The sequence below is a fragment of the Algoriphagus sp. genome (assembly GCF_039969895.1).
Lineage (GTDB): Bacteria > Bacteroidota > Bacteroidia > Cytophagales > Cyclobacteriaceae > Algoriphagus.
Map to the genome: position 1 here is coordinate 285,805 of NZ_JBDVMZ010000026.1, position 17,753 is coordinate 303,557.

Sequence of the window (17,753 nt, forward strand, 5' to 3'; positions counted from 1 at the left end):
AGTGCCCCAAGTGACAAACAGCAGCTATAAGACAGCCTTTTATTGTTCAGATTTAATGAAACTAAGTAAGCATTAACTTAGAAGATATGTCAAACTTAGTTTCTTATGTAAGCTATGTTTATCGAATTTCTGGCCTGTTGACCTAAGAAAATATAGTCTAACTATATTTGCGGTCAATCTTATTTTTCTAGATAGAAATGATCCAATTGTGCGGGTCGGCAAGTTGCCCGTATTTAATACCATCTAATTCAGCCAATACTCTATGAGAGAAGGCATCTTCAGACTTAGCTGGAAGTGTATAATCCGTGCCGTTCACGTGTATTCTCTGTACGTGGGCAATAGTCGCAGCTGTACCCGTTCCAAAAGCCTCCTCGAGCGTGCCATCTTTCAGGGCGGCTTCAAGCTCTGCTACTGTCAGGAATCTCTCCTCTAAGGGCTCATTCCAGTCTTTCGCCAATTGGATCACAGAAGCTCTAGTTATTCCTTTGAGTATGGTTCCCGTATTTGTCGGAGCGGTAATAAGCTTACCGTTGATTTTGAACATGACGTTCATGGTTCCACTTTCTTCGATTTTGCTATGGCTTTTTCCATCAGTCCAAAGTAGCTGATCGTAACCTGCATTTTGAGCTTGACGGGCAGGATAGAGAGAGGCAGCATAGTTACCGGCAGTTTTGGCAGCACCTACGCCACCTTCATTTGCACGAGTAAAAGTAGTTTCTACCTTGACACTCACAGGCTTGCTGTAATAATTACCGACAGGACAAGTGAGGATGATGAATTTGTAGGTATCAGAAGGTTTTACCCCTATGTAATCATCTGTAGCAAACATGAACGGCCTGATGTAAAGGGATGCACCCTTAGCGGTAGGCACCCAATCTCTATCCAGATCTACAAGCTGAGAAAGTCCTTCCATGAAAATCTCTTCCGGAATCTGAGGCATACACATGCGATCAGCGGATTCATTTAGTCTCTTCCAATTGGCATCAGCACGGAACACCAATATTTCTCCCTTATCGTTTCTGTAGGCTTTCATTCCTTCAAAAATGGACTGTCCATAATGCAAAGTAGCGTTGGCTGGATTTAGGCTGAGTGGTGCGTATGGCTCAATTCTGAAGTTAGACCATTGACCATCTTTGTAATCCGCCACAAACATGTGGTCACTGATGGTACGTCCGAATATTAAGTTAGAAAAATCTGTATCCGCTAATCTAGAGTTCTGAACTTTAGTTATCGGTAGGGCAAGCTGAGTTTTCATTGGTTTTGCCTTTAGTCTGGCTGAGCCAGGTAGTTAATTATTTATTTCTGGGATTCCAGGTTACTTCATCCACTTTGAGTTCGAAAGCCATCATGCGGCCTAGTACAAAAAGGAAATCTGAAAGTCGATTTAGGTATTGAATGACGAGCTCTGAGACAGGTTCCTGAGAGTTCAGTTCCACAGCTATACGTTCTGCTCTACGGCAGACCGTACGTGCGAGATGACAAAATGAAACAGATTGATGACCTCCAGGAAGGATAAAAGCTGTAAGCGGAGGGAGCAATTCTTGCATCTGATCCATTTCCTGCTCCAGTAATGTGATGTCCTCTAGGTGCAAATCCGGTTTCTTAACTTTGTCTTTTCCTGGAGAAGTTGCCAAGTCGGCACCCAATGTGAAAAGGCGATCTTGAATTTCCTTGAGTAAGTCTGATCTATTTTCATTTACATGCTGATCCCGAAGTAATCCAATGTAAGAGTTAAGTTCGTCCACCGTTCCATAGGCATCGATTCTTAAGTTGGACTTGGGTACTCTTGCACCCCCCAACAAAGAGGTGTTTCCCTGATCGCCTGTTTTTGTATAGATTTTCATCGTTCTGCCTTGATTTCGCTCAGGGCAAAAATAAGAATCTATTTGAAATTATTAGGTGTATTTAGACCTCCATTGGGATTCCTCGGGTAGGATTTGGATTAATTGTGTCCGTTTCTACCAGTCCATCTCTCAATCTGACTACTCTATGTGCATAATGCGCTATGTCATCTTCGTGTGTCACCATGATGATGGTATTGCCTTTGACGTGTAGTTCATGAAAAAGCTCCATAATACTGTAGGAAGTTTTGGAGTCCAAGTTACCCGTAGGCTCATCGGCAAGTATTATACTTGGATTGTTTACCAAAGCTCTTGCTATCGCTACTCGCTGTCTTTGACCACCCGAAAGTTCATTTGGACGGTGCTGGGTACGGTCTCCAAGTCCCACGTTAGAAAGTGCTTCAAAAGCGATTTCCTCACGCTCTGACTTGTTTAGTCCAGCATAGACTAATGGAAGGGCTACGTTTTCAAGGCAGCTCGCTCTAGGCAAAAGGTTGAATGTCTGGAATACAAATCCAATTTCTTTGTTTCTGATTTCAGCCAATTCATTCTCGGTCATATCCGACACATCCTTGTTGTTTAGAATATAGCTACCCGCGGTAGGCGTATCCAAACAGCCAATGATATTCATCAAGGTGGACTTACCTGAACCTGATGGTCCCATGAAAGCAACGTATTCCCCTTTATTTACGGTAATGGAAACTGACTTCAGCGCTTGGATCACTTCAGATCCCATTCTGTAGGTCTTGTTGATTTCTGTGGTTTCTATAATTTTCGTCATAATTGGGGATTTTGCTAAAGGTAATATGTTGGATTGGGTAAATTGTTTCCGCTTGTACAAAAAACGTCACCGGTTCTCAATAGTTCGTATTTTGAAGGGTTTCAATTTCCTCTTCATTAACCCATTGTTTTAATATCTCTAGGGACTCGTTGGCATAAGTGTCAAGACCGCTGGCCTTTGCGGCTTTTATTTTCATAAGCCAAAGAATGGGATCTTGATTGAATTCAGTAGCCGCATTCAGGATTTCATATTGAGAAAGTGGATCAGTTACAGCAGCTACTGCACTACTAATCAGCGGACTAAAGTAGGGATTTGCCGTGAGCTCTTCACTGGCATTTAGCCAGACAAGCAATGCCATTACCGACTCTTTATTTTTCAAATCAGGGTTTTTGACAAAGGTGTTTAGCTTTTCCTGAGTACCAATTTTATCAGAAATATACGCTGCTAAACTTTCCAATTCCACCTGATTTAGCCCGTGGGATTTGTGGGCAATGAGTCGAATTGCTATGTCCGTTTTCATCTCATTCTCAGCAAGTGTTCGCCATTGAGACAGTAGATTTTTAGGAGCAGTTTGATGGAATTTACCGATCACATTAAAATAGGCTTGAATAGCTGGATTTTCTTGTGCCAAATATGCCGGTAACTCAAGCTGGTAAGTTTCCCGGATTTCTACAGATTTTTCTGGCATCCCTGCTAATCCAAAAATACTCCAATGATGCGTATCAAATCCAGTAAAGCCTTTATCCTCAGCAGCAATATATTCATTGGCAGACTTTTGGAAATCCAGGTTTTGGGCCAAAATACTCCCCGACAGTTGCAGGTAGTAGGCTGCGTCATTAGGATTACGAAAGGCCAGTCCATTCAGATTTTTTACCGCTTCTGTGACTCTTCCGGCAGCCAAGCTTCTAATGACAGCAGTCTCCTGAAGTGCCATCACGTACTCGATCATCTCTGGCTTTTGTCCTAAGGTATCTAATAGATGCAGGTCGTCAGTAGGGCTGTTTCTGTCTTTTTGAGAAAAATAGTTTCTCCAACCGGCGTTGATCAGCATGGGGGAATCCTCAGTTTGAAGATTGCGTTTGACTCCGTCCAACAGGGCTGTGGAAGGAATATTAGCCAGGGCATTGCTCGCAGCCAATTCGTTGATTTGTGAAATCAAATCTGAAGGTAGTTCTGGATTGAGCTCTGCTTTGCCAAGTTTTGTTTTTAGGGCCGAAAAATTGGCAGCCAACACCGGATTCTCGACTGCGATTTCCATCAGGTGCAATGCCTCATCTGACTTATTCACTTTGGCATAAAGCAAGCTAAGATTATTCACTAAATGAGGTTCATTCGGAAATAGCTCTAAGCCTCTTTCCAGGTAATAAATAGCGTCAAAGACGCTGTTTTCCTGATGAAGCCTATCGCTTAGCAGAATAATATAGTCCAGCTGTGGTGCATTTGCCAGGCTTTCCTCCAGGTGTTGTTTGGCGAGTGAAGGTTGCTTCAGTTCAAAAAGTAATTGTGCGGCAGCAAACTTAGCCTTGGGATTTTTGCGGTAGCGCAACCAAGCATTCTCATACACAATACTTGCCTCTAATTTCTTGTCGATTTGATAATAGTAGTCCGCCAGAATATTGCTGGTCATGGCATTAGCCTGTACGCCCACTATTCCTCCTGTGTAGGTGGTCAGCACTAGAATGACGATTAATCCTCCTATTCTAATATGGTAATAAACAAGGGAGTATGGCTTGTATAGTACTTTCTCGATGGCCTTGCCGGAGTTCATGACAGACATGAAATTGGCTAGAAGGTAAACATAGAAAAACAGTGAAAAACCAAATTGGGAATAGATCAGCAGATGCTTGAATAATTCTTCTCCAGGTTGATTTCCGGAAAGTTTTAATTTCCAAACCAGCCAAAGAGCAAGACCAAATCCTATCAGATAAAGCGCTTTGACCACCGTTGATGAGGAGACCAACTGATCACTTTGAGCTACTTTTTCCCCCACAGAAATCCACCCCAAAACACCAAGTGGGACTAGTAGGAAAAGAGGAGAGAAGGCAGGGAGAGGAAGGCTGCTATCGCCTTGCAGATTCAATAATAAACTGAAAAGAATGCCCAGATAAAGCAGGGCAATGATGCTAATCTGAACAGTGATGTTCAGGGTAAGATTCCGATTGGCTCTAGCGAGCAAAATATATAGTCCAGAAAGTATCCCGTGACCATTCCAAAATACCCAAGCCAAGGCCAGCACATAACCTATCGTCAAGGAATGCTCAGCTAGGTAAATCTCCGGATTTGGGATAGGGCTTAGCTTTAAGAGTATGAGAAGGGCGGAGCTTGTAAAAGCCATCAGGATGAGCCATCTGAGAACTAGGGATATTTTTTCTCCCCAGATATGAATTAGGATCAAGGGAACCAAAGTTGCGCTGAGTAGGATGATCAAAGGATAATTGGCGCTTTGACCACCGATATTCATTCCATTGAAATCACTGAACGTGAGCAGCATTATCCATGCTATGCCACCTAGGATAAAGTAGGTTTTTTTGAAATTAGTCAATAATGCCAGCACAGAAACGGCTGCGATCCATACGATGCCAGCATAGACCAAGGATTCTTGGATGGTAAATACAGGTGCAAGCGTTTTAAACTCCTGGAAAACTAGATAATTATCAACCTCAATGGGAAATGAAATAGGCCCAATCTGAACCCAGTCGAAGGGAATAGGAATGCTATCTAGAAATGAAGCAGCCTGAATATTGACATAAGGCTGAGGATCAAAAATCAGGTAATACAGCGCAAAAAGCCCTCCCGAAATGATAAATAGGAGGGCAGTGATTTTAAAAAGAGTTGAGGTATTCAAGGCGATTTTCAAGTTGGTTACTCCATTACTTTCGGTACTCGGAAGTAGTCAGCGTCTCTTTTGGGAGCATTTTTCAATCCAGATTCATGATCGAGTTGTTGTCCGATTTTATCCTCACGCATGTCATTGATTTCTGAAGACATCGTCGTCAGAGGCTCCACATGCTCAGTGTCAATTTCATTTAATTTTTCCACCCAGTCCAGGATTTGAGTCATGTCTGAAGACATTTTCTCCGCACTGCTTTCATCAAATTCAAGCCTCGCCAGGTGGGCAATTTTCTTAATGGAATTGGTATCTATTTTCATGCGCTTGTATTATCTAGGTTGAGTTGGTTTTGAATCACTTCAAAGCACTTGTCTTTCAATGCTTGTTCCGATTCAAATTGTTCGGGGATCAAAGGGTCGTGAAGAACCATTTTGGCGGGTCTCCAGTGAACCAGTAGTTTCCCGTCGTCGGGTAAAATTAGATGATTATAAGATAATGTGACAGGGATAATGGGGATTTGTTTGTCTTTAGCCATCCGAAACGCGCCATTTTTAAAAGGAATCATCTGCGGAGGATTTTGGGTGTAGATTCCCCCTTCAGGAAAAATGATCACAGAACTTCCTGATTCCAGTGCTTGATCTGTGCGTTTCATGGTTTCAGCTCTACTTTTCAGCCGGTCTCTATCCACAGCGATATGAAGGTTTTTGAAATAGTAGCCGAAAAGTGGCGCTTTTTTAATCGAAGCTTTACCCACAAAAAGAACATCACCTGGAATAAATCCCATCATGGCAATGTCTAGGTAGCTGAAGTGGTTTGCTAGGAAGATGTACGGTTTGTTCTTCTCTAGCTGCTTGGTCTTCTGAATTTTTACAGGAAGGAAAATACAAATAAAATACCCTCTGGCCCAGTAACGATTGATTTTACGTCCGTACTTTCTCCAGCCAGGTATCCAGATGCAAATCAGAATAAATGGAAAAATGAGTAGAAAACTCACTCCGAAAACTAATGCCGCATAAATAGAATACAGCCTGGCAAGAAGGTCACGCATGATTGATCAGGTGATTTGCTGCTCTTACAAAATAGCTCATCATCGCATCCTTAATGTCCTGCTCGAGCTTAAGTTGGTCCAATCCTTTCAACATCGCATTCATCCAGTGATCACGCATGTCTGCATCGATTTTCCATTGTGCATGGCGCATTCGGAGTCGCGGGTGGCCTCGCTGCTCTGAATAAGTGTCTGGCCCTCCAAAAACCTGAATGAGGAATAAGGCCAGCCGTTCTTCCGCAGGAGATAAATCCTCCGGATAGAGCTTTCTGAGTGCATCGTTTTTGCCAACTTCCAGGTAGAAATAGCGGGTAAGTGAGCGTATCTTTTCCTCACCAACTAGGTCATATATAGTTTGGGCCGAATTCATGGCGCAAACATACTACTTTACTATCAAGCCTCCCATTTTTTCACTTTCAGCGAGGTGCCTTCGGTGGAAATGACGATGATTTTCTCTCCCTGATCGATAAATTCCCCTCTGGAATAGGCGTCAAATACATCTCCATCGATTTCTATTTTTCCGCTCGGTCTTAGTCGGGAGTGGACTACGCCAGTTTTGCCTATAAGGGTATTTGCATAAAAAGAGGAAGTGTATCCTTCACTTCTTTGCTGAGTGGTGGCGAGGGTGATGTTCTTAAATGCACCCCATTCATTCACTTTTGGTGTAAGCCAGAAAACCAAACCAACGGAAGCTATTGCCGCCAATATCACCGTAAGCAAAGCCCCAAAAAGATCTGCAGCCGGCACAAAGTCAAAGTTGAAATTTTGATTTGGAATCATGCCAAGCACTAAGCCTGTCAGTATGCCAATGATCCCTAGCACACCAAATATTCCAAACCCAGGGATTACAAATAGCTCCACAGCCAGCAAAATCACTCCAATGAAGAATACCAAAATTTCCCAGTTTTCTGCCAGGCCATTTAGATAATATGGAGTGAAATAAAGCAATACGGCGACCATTGAAGCAAGAATAGGGAAGCCCACTCCGGGAGTTTGCAATTCAAAGTAGATACCGCCAATAATAATCAGAATCAAAAATCCGCTGACCGCAGGACTCAGAAAAAAGGCTATTACATTTTCAGAAAAACTGGTCTCATAAGCTATTACTTCAGCATCTTCGAGATTTTTGGAAGCCAAAATTTCAGCTATAGAAGCAAATTGACCTTCACAGAAACCGTATTTTTCGGCTTCAGAAACTGAGAAAGTAATCACTGAACCAGCCTCAGAAATCCCTTCAATCTCTATTTTTTCGTCCACCATCGCTTCTGCTATTTTTGGATCCCGCCCTTGAGCTTCTGCTGAACTTCGCATCATAGAGCGCATGTAAGATTGATATTTGTCTGGAGCTGCCGCACCGTCTGTGCCATTGACTACGGTGGCTGCGCCAATACTCGCACCCGGCGCCATGTAGATGCTGTCGCTGGCAATGGAAATCAATGCTCCCGCTGAAGCCGCATCTTTATTGATGAAGACATAAATGGGAATGGAGGAATTCAGAATCATCGTTCGGATTTCATCCGCATCATTCACAGCTCCACCATAGGTATCCATTTCTATAATGATCAGGTCCACTTTTGATGCCTCAGCATTTTCCAGGGCTAGCTTTACTCTGCGAGTCATGGCTGGATCTATGTCTGAATCGATCTTGAAGGTGAAGACTTTCTTGTCAATCTTAGTATCCGTTTGAGCTAGAAGCAGTTGAGAAGAAAATAGCGTGAAAATGAGTAGTAGGGTGAAATAGCGTTTCATTTGAGGGGGAGTGTTCGAACCGTTTAAGATACGAAATACAGGCTCAAACAGATACTTTTCTTTGTCAGACTACGATTATTGGATTTTATTTTCAGGCTTAAATTCCAATTGCTGCTGTATTCTTTGATCTTTGCGCCGGGGATTGGCAAGAATTTCTCGTTTTTCTCCTAACTAAAAAATCACTCTAAAGATCTAAAGCCGGTTAGTTCGCACCAAAAATATCTCGCTGGTGAATGAATTCTACCCCAGTGGAGCTTGCTTCCTGATCGATTTCTAGCATAATTCTTGCGCCTTTAGACTTTGAAAATTAATCTTGTATTTCTAATTCGTTTACTCCCAACACAGCATATCCTTATGAACAATAGATCACAGTTTTTCTGGTCCTTTCTTCTTGTTTTCGTCCTTTCTTCTTCATATTCAGTAGCTTCTGAGTTTACTGCTATCGACTCAGTAGGGGTACAGCGTATCGGCGACCAATCCTATATTTTACATGAAGTCGATCCCAAGGAGACGCTTTTTGGGATTTCCCGCCGGTATAAATCTCCGGTAAGTGATATCGTTGAGGCTAATCCTGTACTTAAAGAAGGGTTGAAAATCGGTCAAACGATCAAAGTTCCCTTTATATCTATGGCTGAACTTCCTGCAGGATCAGTTTTACATAATGTGGTAGCAGGTGAGACACTTTTTTCTATATCTAAGAAGTATGGTGTTTCGGTAGAAAGCGTGATGCAGCAAAATGGCTTAAAAGGAAACGACCTCAGTGTAGGTCAATCGTTGATCATCGAGCCGGCTGTTCCTATAGCTGTAGAAAAAGAACCGGTAGTAGCGGTGGTTACAACGGCTGAGGTGAAAAAAGCGGAACCACAACCTAAAGAAAAACCAGCCAAAAAAGCTGAAGAAGCTCCAAAAGTCAAAGCCAAGCCAGAATCTGCTCCAAAACCTGCGGCTGCAGAAGCTAAAGTAGAAACCAGCAAACCAATGGTTCCTGGTGACTGGAGATCTCATACCGTGCAAAGTGGCGAGACGTTATTTTCGATCGCTAGTCAGTACTCCGCTCGCGTGGAAGATTTGATTACTTGGAATGCCTTGACTTCAAATAATTTGCAACAAGGGCAAGTGCTAAAAGTAGGTCGAGGCCCTATACAAGAATCGACCGTTCCTGTGATAGGTACTCCAAAGGTAGCCTCTAGTGTAGATGAGATGATGGTGGAACCAGCAGATGCAAGTGCCTCCGGAGGTTTTAAAAATATCAAGGAAACAGGACAGGCTGAGTTAATTGAAGGTACGGGTAGTCATAAAAAATACTTGGTTCTCCATAGAACAGCGCCAGTAGGTACAATCATGCGGGTGAAAAATGAGGAGAATGATGTGACCATTTTCGCTAGAGTGGTAGGCACACTCCCTGAAACAGGAGATAATAGTAAATTAGTAATCAAACTTTCACAGGCAGCATTTGATCAGCTAAAAGCTGTAAATGGAAGATTCCCTGTTGAGGTGATGTACTAGAAGCTGGTAGCTGGAAGTTTGATATCCTGTGACCGATGTCAGGTCTATCTTTGGCTTCGAATAGTAAGTGACTAATGATTACTTTTATAACTGGAGAAGACCGTCGTTCTGGCGGTCTTCTTTAGTTTTGAACCTATTGTAGAGAGTCAGAGGTTTTACCATTGAATTTTGCTTTCCGCACCGCCACTGCTAATTTTGCACACCAGCTATGAACAAAGTCCAACTCCTTTTCCATCACATATTCCGATTTATCTGGAATCTGATATTCATCATTTCCTATCCGGTTTTGGCGAGCTTTGGGTTGCTGTTCATTGGCGTAACGTATTTGTTTTCTCTTCTTTCCAGATTTTTGAATAGGCTGAGACCAGAAGGGAAAAAGGTGGTTTTAAAAGAGTCGGCTTGGGAAGAATTGCCGCATTCGGAGGGATTACTTGAAGCCAAATTGATTAAGCAAATTATGTTTGGTCCATCTGGTTTTGAATTTAGGAGAAAAGATGGAGTGCCATCTGTGCTTTCCGATTATGTTTTTGGAAACAAAGTGCGGGTTTTGGAGGAAGGATTTATCCTAGAAAAATGGAATTCAACTGAATCAAAGGATTTACCTGATTTCGATATCTGCCTATACAATCCCAACCAAGATTCCCTTAGACTACTTACGAATATCAGATGCTTCGATTGGCACGTGTCTGAAAAAGACGAGAATGAGCTTTCGTTTAAGTGGTTTGATGGTACGCAGGGAGGAGAGGTAAAAGTCGCCCTTTGATGCAAGATTTAAAGGGTTTTTTAGACGAGAAAGTCGAGCAATACAACCGTCCAGGCTTCATTATACTCGATCCTATTTCCATTCCCCATCGTTTTTCTAAGAAAGAAGACATAGAAATCTCTGGTTTCTTTGCTTCGATTTTAGCCTGGGGACAGCGGAAAACCATCATTAATAAATGCATAGAATTGTTTGATCTGATGGACAATGCACCGCATGACTTTTTGGTCAATCATCAGGAAGATGACCTCAAACCATTTCTCAGCTTCAAGCACAGAACCTTCAATGACGTGGATACGCTTTATTTTATCCATTTCCTGAGTTGGTTTTACAAAAAACACAATTCGCTGGAAGAAGCTTTTCTTCTTGGACAAACTGGAGGATTAGATGCGATGGAATCTATTTTGACTAAGTTTCAGGAATTTTTCTTTTCCCTTCCAGATTCCCCACATCGAACCCGAAAGCACATCGCAACTCCAGCAAGAAAAGCAGCTTGCAAGCGCATCAACATGTATCTCCGTTGGATGGTGCGGGATGATGATAAAGGAGTTGATTTTGGGATTTGGAAAAATATCTCAGCAGCACAGTTGATCTGCCCATGTGACCTGCATGTGGATCGGGTGGGGCGGAAGCTCGGGTTGATTTCCAGAAAGCAAACTGATTGGCTAACGGCGCTGGAGTTGACAGCGAAACTTCGAGAATTTGATGCGGATGATCCTGTCAAATATGACTTTGCGCTCTTTGGGCTGGGAGTAGAAGAGAAGTTTTGAGCTGGAAAAGTATCATCCAACCCAAAACCATAGGATCAAGGTGCTGAATTAGTGAAACTTCTTCAGTTCAGGGGCATCAGCCACAGTAGAGAATTCATTGGCGATACGCACTGCATAATCATCCAGCAATTGCATTACGCGATCCTGATTTTTAGACTTGACGATCAAGCCAGCATGGTATTCCAGCGGAACGCGAAAGTAAACCTCCGGGTCATCGAAACTACTTAAATCCGGATGCTTGAATTTGGACAGCGTAAGCAAGATTCCAGCATAATTCTTAGTCACTTTTGGCAATTTATACTTACTGCCTTTGGCAAGAGAATCCTCGATTTTGGCCCATTCAGCCCAGAGATTTATACTGGTAGCAGCTTCGACCATTTCTGCCAGGTGAGCACCTCCCACCCGCGAGGAGGTTTCGAGGAAGTATATTTTCCCATCCTCATGGCATTTAATAAACTCCGTATGTGTTGCTCCGGACTTCATGCCGAAGGCCTTCATCACATCTGCATTCGCTTTTTTAAGCGCTTTTTCATCCTCAGTTCCAAACTTCAGGTTGGCAGAGCGAAAAATCCCACCGCCTTGTGAAATTTCCATTGGTGTGGATAGATATTTTGACACAGAGCAAAATAAATTCTTGCCTTCCAGCATCAAGCCATCCGCGTGATAGACATCTCCAGGCTTGAATTGCTCGACCAGGTAATAGAGTCTATTGTCTCCCAACTGGTGAATATTTTCCCATAGGGATTCCTTGTCGTGAACCTTGATAATTCCATGTGCTGAAGCTTCTGATCTAGGCTTGAGCACCCAAGGGGCAGGAATGTGATCAGCAAATTGATTGATGTCGTCATCGTTGAAAAGCGGTGCAAAAGGAGGCACTAGGATGTGAGAGTCATGCGCTTTGATACGCATGGCCAGCTTATCCCTGAAAAATCTTCCGGTAGTCTGACCCATTCCTTGGATTCTCAGGCTTTCCCGCAGGAAAGTAGCCTTCTCCACATCGTAATCATCCAGCGCCACGATGCTTTCAATCTTGTGGTTTTTCATTAATCCACCCACGCCTTTCATGAGTAATTCTAGATCCCAATCCAGATCTTGACCCGGCATGTAGAAAATCTCATCTATGTATTCAAAGGCCCAAGGCTTATCTTTCAGTTTCTCTGAGGTAATTAAAAATACCCGATTACCCTGTTTTTTCAACGCTGTTAAAAAAGCATTTCCCTTGAAAAAGTTAGAAATGCAAAGAAATGTCTTGCCTTGCTCGCTCATACTTACAATTGATTTTCGATGAATTTAAGTAATAATTGAACGCCAAAAGCAGTTCCTGACTTGGTTTTTGCAAATTCACTATCTCCGAATGCCACACCGGCTATATCCAAATGAGCCCATGAAGGATGCTCGTGAATAAAAGCCTCGAGAAATTTAGCAGCCGTAATCGCACCTGCGATAGGTTTTCCATGGTAATTTTTGATGTCTGCGATCTCTGAATCCATCTCCTTCCGATAGTTTTCCCACATCGGTAATGGCCATACTTTCTCGCCTGACTGCATTCCTGCCGCACGCAGCGCATCCGAGATGGAGTCAGAGTTGGAGAAAAGCGCGCCGCATTCATACCCAAATGTACCTACGCTACTGCCTGTCAACGTAGCTAGATCAATCACCTGATCTACTTGATAATTCTTCACCAGGTAGGATAGCCCATCCGCCAATATCAACCTTCCCTCTGCATCCGTATCGATCACTTCTATGCTCAGTCCTGCGTGAGAACCGATTACTTCAGAAGGAAGGTAGGCGTCCTTGTCCACTGAGTTTTCTACCGCTGGTACGATTGAGGTGAGATTGATTGGAAGTTTCAGTGACGCGATCAGTTGGGTTGCAGCCAAAACTGCCGCGGCTCCACCCATATCTGACTTCATATAGACCATCCCTTGGGTTTTGATATTAAGTCCTCCCGTGTCAAACGTAACTCCTTTTCCCACCAGTCCTAAATGAACTTTGGCTTCCGGGCTTCGGTATTCCATGATGATGAATTTCGGTGCTTTGGCACTGCCACGAGCTACTGCGAGAAAAGCCTCAAGTCCTTCTGATTTTGCTTTTTCCTGATCAAAAATAGTCACATCAAAACCATGCTCGGCACCTTGCTTTAATGCCCAATCTGCCAAATAAGCCGGGGTTAGCACATTTGGAGGGAGATCTACCAGTTTGAACCCTTCCATTTTGGCGGCGGCAATTTTCACCGCTCGGGCTATCGTTTTTTCAAGATCTGACAGCGTAGAACGTATGTTGACTTGAAGGGCTGAAAAATCCTTACTCGATTCTTCCTTCTTTTTAAAAAAGCCTAGGTTATACTCCCCAAGCTGAAACCCCACCAAGGCACTTTCGACTAGTTCGGCAGAGAAGTCTTTGGAAAAATCAATAGTAACCAACTCGTCCACCACCTCTTTATTCTTTGACAAAATTCTGCGGAATGACTTTTCTATGCTTCCAACTTCTGTTTTTTCTCCTAAACCTATCAGCAGAATCAGTCTTCCATTGAGTTCAAATTGGTAGGAAGAATCTTTTTTACCTGAGAAAAGGGAAGCATTGAGCTGATATCCCGGTAGTTTATCCTGAAGAATCTCCTGATAATTCCCGCTTAGAACCGGAATGATGAGAAGTCCTGAATTGTCACTAGATGCTGATTGTATGTTGATGTGCATAGGAGGTTGGTCTCACTGTTTTAGTCTTCTTTGGTACTGAAAAATAGCCATTCTATGGCTTTGGGAAACTCGTCGCTCCAGTAGGTCTCGCTGTGTTTGCCTTCTTCGTTGATGCTGAGATGTACTTTCATCTTCCCTTTTAAGCTTTCCTTTTTGAGGAGGCGTTTGCGAAGTTTGGTGACGTGTTTGATCATCGTTTCGCTTTCATCTCCACCAGCATAGAGGTAGAGGCGGGTTTCTAAGGGCTCAAAGAAATCCAGAAATCCCAGTTTGATTTTTGGGATTACCCATAAAGAAGGGGAAAATACCATCAATTTGCCGAAAACCTCTGGATAGATAAGGCCGGAGAAAATACTCACTAGTCCTCCCATGGAACTTCCGCCTATCCCGGTAAATTCTCGATCGGTTTTGGTGCGAAAAGTTTTGTCCACAAAGGGCTTTAGGGTATCTGTGATGAAGCGAATGTACTTTTTGCCACTTCCAATTCCTAAGACGGTTTTGCCCACATTATACTCTTGAAGTCGCTCTGATTCTCCATGCTCCACCGCTATAATGATGATCTTGCCGATTCCATAATCAGACATGACGGCTAACTTCTTATCGATCTGCCAGTTCCCAAATTCTGCATTTTCATTGAACAGGTTTTGGGCATCATGAAGGTAAAGCACCGGGTAGGATTCCTCGCTTGTATCGTAGTCATGCGGTAGGAGAGCCCAGATTTTTCTGGTCTTGTTGAGTTGGGGAATTTCAAATTCCTCTGAAATCAAGTGTATTTTCGGAAGCTGGCTAGGGCGGTAAGGAAGCCAGTTTTTACGCCATTTGGCTACTTTTTCAATCTTAGTTTGCTGGTCATTGTGCCAATGCCGATTAGGCGTTCTGTTGCCATATCGATCGATTTCTACCTCAGACCAGTCGCCTTTGGTGAATTTATATATTAGCTCATTTTCATAGGCTTCACCTTCAGGAAAAGTAAATTCATACTTTCCTTTGGAGATTTTTTTCATCAGAAAACGTCGATCTTGAGTCGTCCAATTATTGAAATTACCGGAGATATAGACTGGTCTATCATCATCGTCGGGAGTATTCAGCACTATGGTTTTAGACTTTTTGACTTGGGTGGTAGGTGTTAGAGTCGGTAATTCAGAATTCATTCCAATGGGTGATTAGGGTTAAAACCCAGTTTGCAAAAATAAGGTTTGCAGATTTATCAGTGAAATATATTTTCCGTGTTTGTCTTGTAGATCAACTACCTGCTATTAGTCCAGCAAATTTCCAGATCGACCAGTTGGCTGCAAAAGAGGTTATCAAGAAAGCTCCATTTATAGCTAATCGAAAGGGAGAAATTAAAAAAACGCTTTAAAGGTTGCGTCTTTCTACATAATCTCAATGCCTACTCCATAATTCGAATCGAGTACGACTTAAACGTTGTTTCTCCTGCGGCCAAGGTTTGGATTCCATCCTTTTCCTTGAATTGCTGATTAGAATCAACGCTGTCTCCTATGCCTAACCAAGGTTCTAGACAAACAAATGATCCGCCCGATTTTGCCCAGATTCCCAGGTAGTCAAAATCTTCAAAATTGACTGAAAGTACTGCTCCTCTGACTTTGTGAGCAAGAGTTACCTCTCGGGATTTTAAGTGCTTAAAAATCAATGCATCCCCGTCGAATAGTTGACCGTGAAGTTGAAGAACATTCGTGTTGTCTAGGACTAATTTCTGGTCTAAGCCGATTAGACCTGATGGATCTACTAACTGTGTATGCGCTATTTCTGCTTCAGCAAATTCCAACAGGTAATCCTCGTAAACTTCACCGGCTAGCATTGGACAATTGAACGCAGGATGTGCGCCTAGAGAATAGTACATCGTCTGAGTACCCAAATTACTTATGTGATGCTCGATTGTCAGCGTTTTGGCCGCGAGCGTAAAAATCATGTCTAGCTGAAATTGGTAAGGATAGCTCGCCAAGGTTTCCTGATCTGAGCTTAGTCGAAACCAGAGCGAAGAATCTGTTTGTTGAAGGAGTTTGGTTTTGTCGCAATTGCGGACGATTCCATGCTTGGGCATTTGGTATTTCAATCCCTCGATCAGTGTAAACCCTTCCTTTAATCCACCAACTATGGGGAAAAGAACAGGAGCCTGACCTCCCCAGATGGCTGGATCTCCTTGCCATAGGTATTCTTGACCGGTTTGAGTTGACTTAATGGAACTGAGCTCTAGGCCTGTGGAATTGACTTCAACTGATAGCTCAGTCGATTGAATCGTATATTTCATGGGTGAGTTGGAAGTTAGTATTCCAGATTTATTGAGGGTTCGCAAGCCCATCCAGGCTCAGGAAATCTTGGTTTAGGGTAATTTATCAAAGTTGATGGTAGGAGGTATGCCGTTAGTTTTTCTTTGATGTAAGCTATTCAACTCTATTAGACCATTAAAAAAACCGTCATTTCTAAGGTAAAATTGACCGTTATTTTCACCTCCTTCAAAGTCTTTTCTATAGCCTCTTCTTGCAATATCATCTCCGGTGAATTTGGCCTCAGTGAGCTCATGCCAGTTGCCATATGTGTCTGCTGCCCATTGATTTCCGTAGGTAGCGGTGCGCTCTAGGTATCCAGTTTCTGGGACGAAGTTTTCCAAGAAGGAATGTGGTCTCTTGTACCAAGTATCGGTTTTGGGTCTAAGAAAACTAGCGATGAGCATCCATTCTCCAACAGACGGATCCATGAAATAGGCGGTGTAAATGGTATTTCCTTTTCCATCGGGCGTGACAGAGTTGAGGAAGCTGTAGGTTTGACCGGCTTCCCAGGTGTATTTTAGGTAGCTTTGCCCACCAGAGCCTTCATTTCCAAACTCCCCTGTATATACTCCTTCTCCTTTTTTCAGCAGAATGATTTTTTCCTCCTCAGGAATCTCTCCAGGATTGTCTGTTTTGAAAGGACTCCAAACAGAGAAAAGTATTCTTCTTTCCATTTCCGAATTGACCTGAATACCAAAATATCCTTCAGCAAAACCATTGGCCATAAAGTAAGAGCCGATGGGGTCAGAACCTTCAGGGACTGTCACTTCATTGTAAAACCATTGGTAGTTTTCGTCAGTCGGAAGCGTATAACTCAAATGTACTGAGGGACCTCTGCGACCCCAATAAAAGCGATTATCGATATCGTCTTTGACAAAGTCAAGATTCAGCTTTTGCGCTGACTTGAGTTGAATGCTTTTGATTTTGGCGAAATCGTGCCCCGCTTTTTCCAGACCGACAAGTTTGATCTCATTGTATCCATTTATCAAGTTGAACTCGCCCACGTTTAAGGTGGTGCTAGATCCGGAAGAAAGATTTACTATATGCTTCTGACCGTTGAGTTCTACACTGATTTTACTTTGATATGACTGGGGAAAAATGTCTAGTTCTAGATCTAAGGTTGCCGCCTGATCTGATCCGATAAAAACAGAAAACTCTGTATCCTTATTTACCCATGCGGTAATTCCATCAGCTTTAATTTTCTCCGTAAGTGTTCCTTTTGTTTGATAAGTATTTCCTCCGAGGGGAATTACAGTGGTGTTATTCGCAGACCTGGATTGCAAGGAACTTGAAAAAGCGACATGGGAAATAAGTAGAAAGAATAGGAGGGTAGGTCTAAGATTCATTTTGGGTATTTTGGCCTAAAGGTAGGAATGGCCTTGATAAAAAGTAAGTATAACCCCGACTTACCCGAGTGATAGTTCTTTGTTTACCTACTTGGAAAATAGCTCAGACAGGTTTTAGATTTTTCTAATAAGCTTTTAAAA

16 protein-coding genes are annotated in these 17,753 nt (G+C 42.8%); 3 read left to right on the top strand and 13 right to left on the bottom strand.

Features of this window, described 5'->3' with window-relative positions:
* Positions 1-187: 187 nt before the first annotated feature.
* The 8 genes from ABJH64_RS19490 to ABJH64_RS19525 all read right to left on the bottom strand — a co-directional run bounded on the left by ABJH64_RS19490 (position 188) and on the right by ABJH64_RS19525 (position 8,246).
* Positions 188-1,255 carry a branched-chain amino acid aminotransferase gene (locus ABJH64_RS19490; protein WP_348273852.1) on the bottom strand — a complete coding sequence of 356 codons (1,068 nt, stop codon included), beginning with the start codon at positions 1,253-1,255 and terminating at the stop codon, positions 188-190.
* Between the two features lie 37 nt (positions 1,256-1,292).
* Positions 1,293-1,844: a cob(I)yrinic acid a,c-diamide adenosyltransferase gene (locus ABJH64_RS19495; protein WP_348273853.1), complete on the bottom strand. Its 552-nt coding sequence runs from the start codon at positions 1,842-1,844 to the stop codon at positions 1,293-1,295.
* 61 nt (positions 1,845-1,905) lie between these two features.
* A complete protein-coding gene (locus tag ABJH64_RS19500) occupies positions 1,906-2,622 on the bottom strand; it encodes an ABC transporter ATP-binding protein (protein ID WP_348273854.1) in 717 nt (238 codons plus the stop codon).
* 76 nt (positions 2,623-2,698) lie between these two features.
* Complete coding sequence (locus ABJH64_RS19505; protein ID WP_348273855.1) at positions 2,699-5,467, bottom strand: hypothetical protein; 2,769 nt, start codon at positions 5,465-5,467, stop codon at positions 2,699-2,701.
* A 17-nt stretch (positions 5,468-5,484) separates the two neighbouring features.
* The gene (gene gatC / locus ABJH64_RS19510) at positions 5,485-5,772 is read right to left on the bottom strand and encodes an Asp-tRNA(Asn)/Glu-tRNA(Gln) amidotransferase subunit GatC (RefSeq protein ID WP_348273856.1); all 288 of its coding nucleotides are present in this window, start codon (positions 5,770-5,772) and stop codon (positions 5,485-5,487) included.
* Complete coding sequence (locus ABJH64_RS19515; RefSeq protein ID WP_348273857.1) at positions 5,769-6,500, bottom strand: lysophospholipid acyltransferase family protein; 732 nt, start codon at positions 6,498-6,500, stop codon at positions 5,769-5,771. The genes gatC and ABJH64_RS19515 overlap by 4 nt, the downstream gene beginning before the upstream one ends.
* A complete protein-coding gene (locus ABJH64_RS19520; RefSeq protein ID WP_348273858.1) occupies positions 6,493-6,867 on the bottom strand; it encodes a cyanoglobin in 375 nt (124 codons plus the stop codon). The genes ABJH64_RS19515 and ABJH64_RS19520 overlap by 8 nt, the downstream gene beginning before the upstream one ends.
* Before the next feature lie 23 nt (positions 6,868-6,890).
* Positions 6,891-8,246 carry an NfeD family protein gene (locus ABJH64_RS19525; protein ID WP_348299067.1) on the bottom strand — a complete coding sequence of 452 codons (1,356 nt, stop codon included), beginning with the start codon at positions 8,244-8,246 and terminating at the stop codon, positions 6,891-6,893.
* A 354-nt stretch (positions 8,247-8,600) separates the two neighbouring features.
* Here ABJH64_RS19525 and ABJH64_RS19530 point away from each other — a divergent pair, with 354 nt between their 5' ends.
* The 3 genes from ABJH64_RS19530 to ABJH64_RS19540 all read left to right on the top strand — a co-directional run bounded on the left by ABJH64_RS19530 (position 8,601) and on the right by ABJH64_RS19540 (position 11,282).
* A complete protein-coding gene (locus ABJH64_RS19530) occupies positions 8,601-9,752 on the top strand; it encodes a LysM peptidoglycan-binding domain-containing protein (RefSeq protein WP_348275110.1) in 1,152 nt (383 codons plus the stop codon).
* Between the two features lie 208 nt (positions 9,753-9,960).
* Positions 9,961-10,515, top strand: a complete 555-nt coding sequence (locus ABJH64_RS19535) for a hypothetical protein (protein ID WP_348275109.1) — start codon at positions 9,961-9,963, stop codon at positions 10,513-10,515.
* Complete coding sequence (locus tag ABJH64_RS19540) at positions 10,515-11,282, top strand: TIGR02757 family protein (protein ID WP_348275108.1); 768 nt, start codon at positions 10,515-10,517, stop codon at positions 11,280-11,282. Before ABJH64_RS19535 ends, ABJH64_RS19540 begins: the two co-directional genes overlap by 1 nt.
* Before the next feature lie 48 nt (positions 11,283-11,330).
* Here ABJH64_RS19540 and ABJH64_RS19545 read toward each other — a convergent pair whose 3' ends face one another.
* From ABJH64_RS19545 to ABJH64_RS19565, 5 genes are all read right to left on the bottom strand, one after another.
* Positions 11,331-12,548 carry an ATP-grasp domain-containing protein gene (locus ABJH64_RS19545; RefSeq protein WP_348275107.1) on the bottom strand — a complete coding sequence of 406 codons (1,218 nt, stop codon included), beginning with the start codon at positions 12,546-12,548 and terminating at the stop codon, positions 11,331-11,333.
* 2 nt (positions 12,549-12,550) lie between these two features.
* Positions 12,551-13,978 (bottom strand): leucyl aminopeptidase family protein, encoded by a 1,428-nt coding sequence (locus ABJH64_RS19550; RefSeq protein WP_348275106.1) that lies wholly within the window; start codon positions 13,976-13,978, stop codon positions 12,551-12,553.
* Between the two features lie 20 nt (positions 13,979-13,998).
* Entirely contained in the window at positions 13,999-15,129 is a 1,131-nt protein-coding gene (locus ABJH64_RS19555) for an alpha/beta hydrolase-fold protein (protein WP_348275105.1), read from the bottom strand.
* Between the two features lie 239 nt (positions 15,130-15,368).
* A complete protein-coding gene (locus tag ABJH64_RS19560) occupies positions 15,369-16,247 on the bottom strand; it encodes an aldose 1-epimerase family protein (protein ID WP_348275104.1) in 879 nt (292 codons plus the stop codon).
* Between the two features lie 72 nt (positions 16,248-16,319).
* On the bottom strand, positions 16,320-17,612 hold the full coding sequence (locus ABJH64_RS19565; protein ID WP_348275103.1) for a DUF3472 domain-containing protein: 1,293 nt from the start codon (positions 17,610-17,612) through the stop codon (positions 16,320-16,322).
* Positions 17,613-17,753 lie beyond the last annotated feature (141 nt).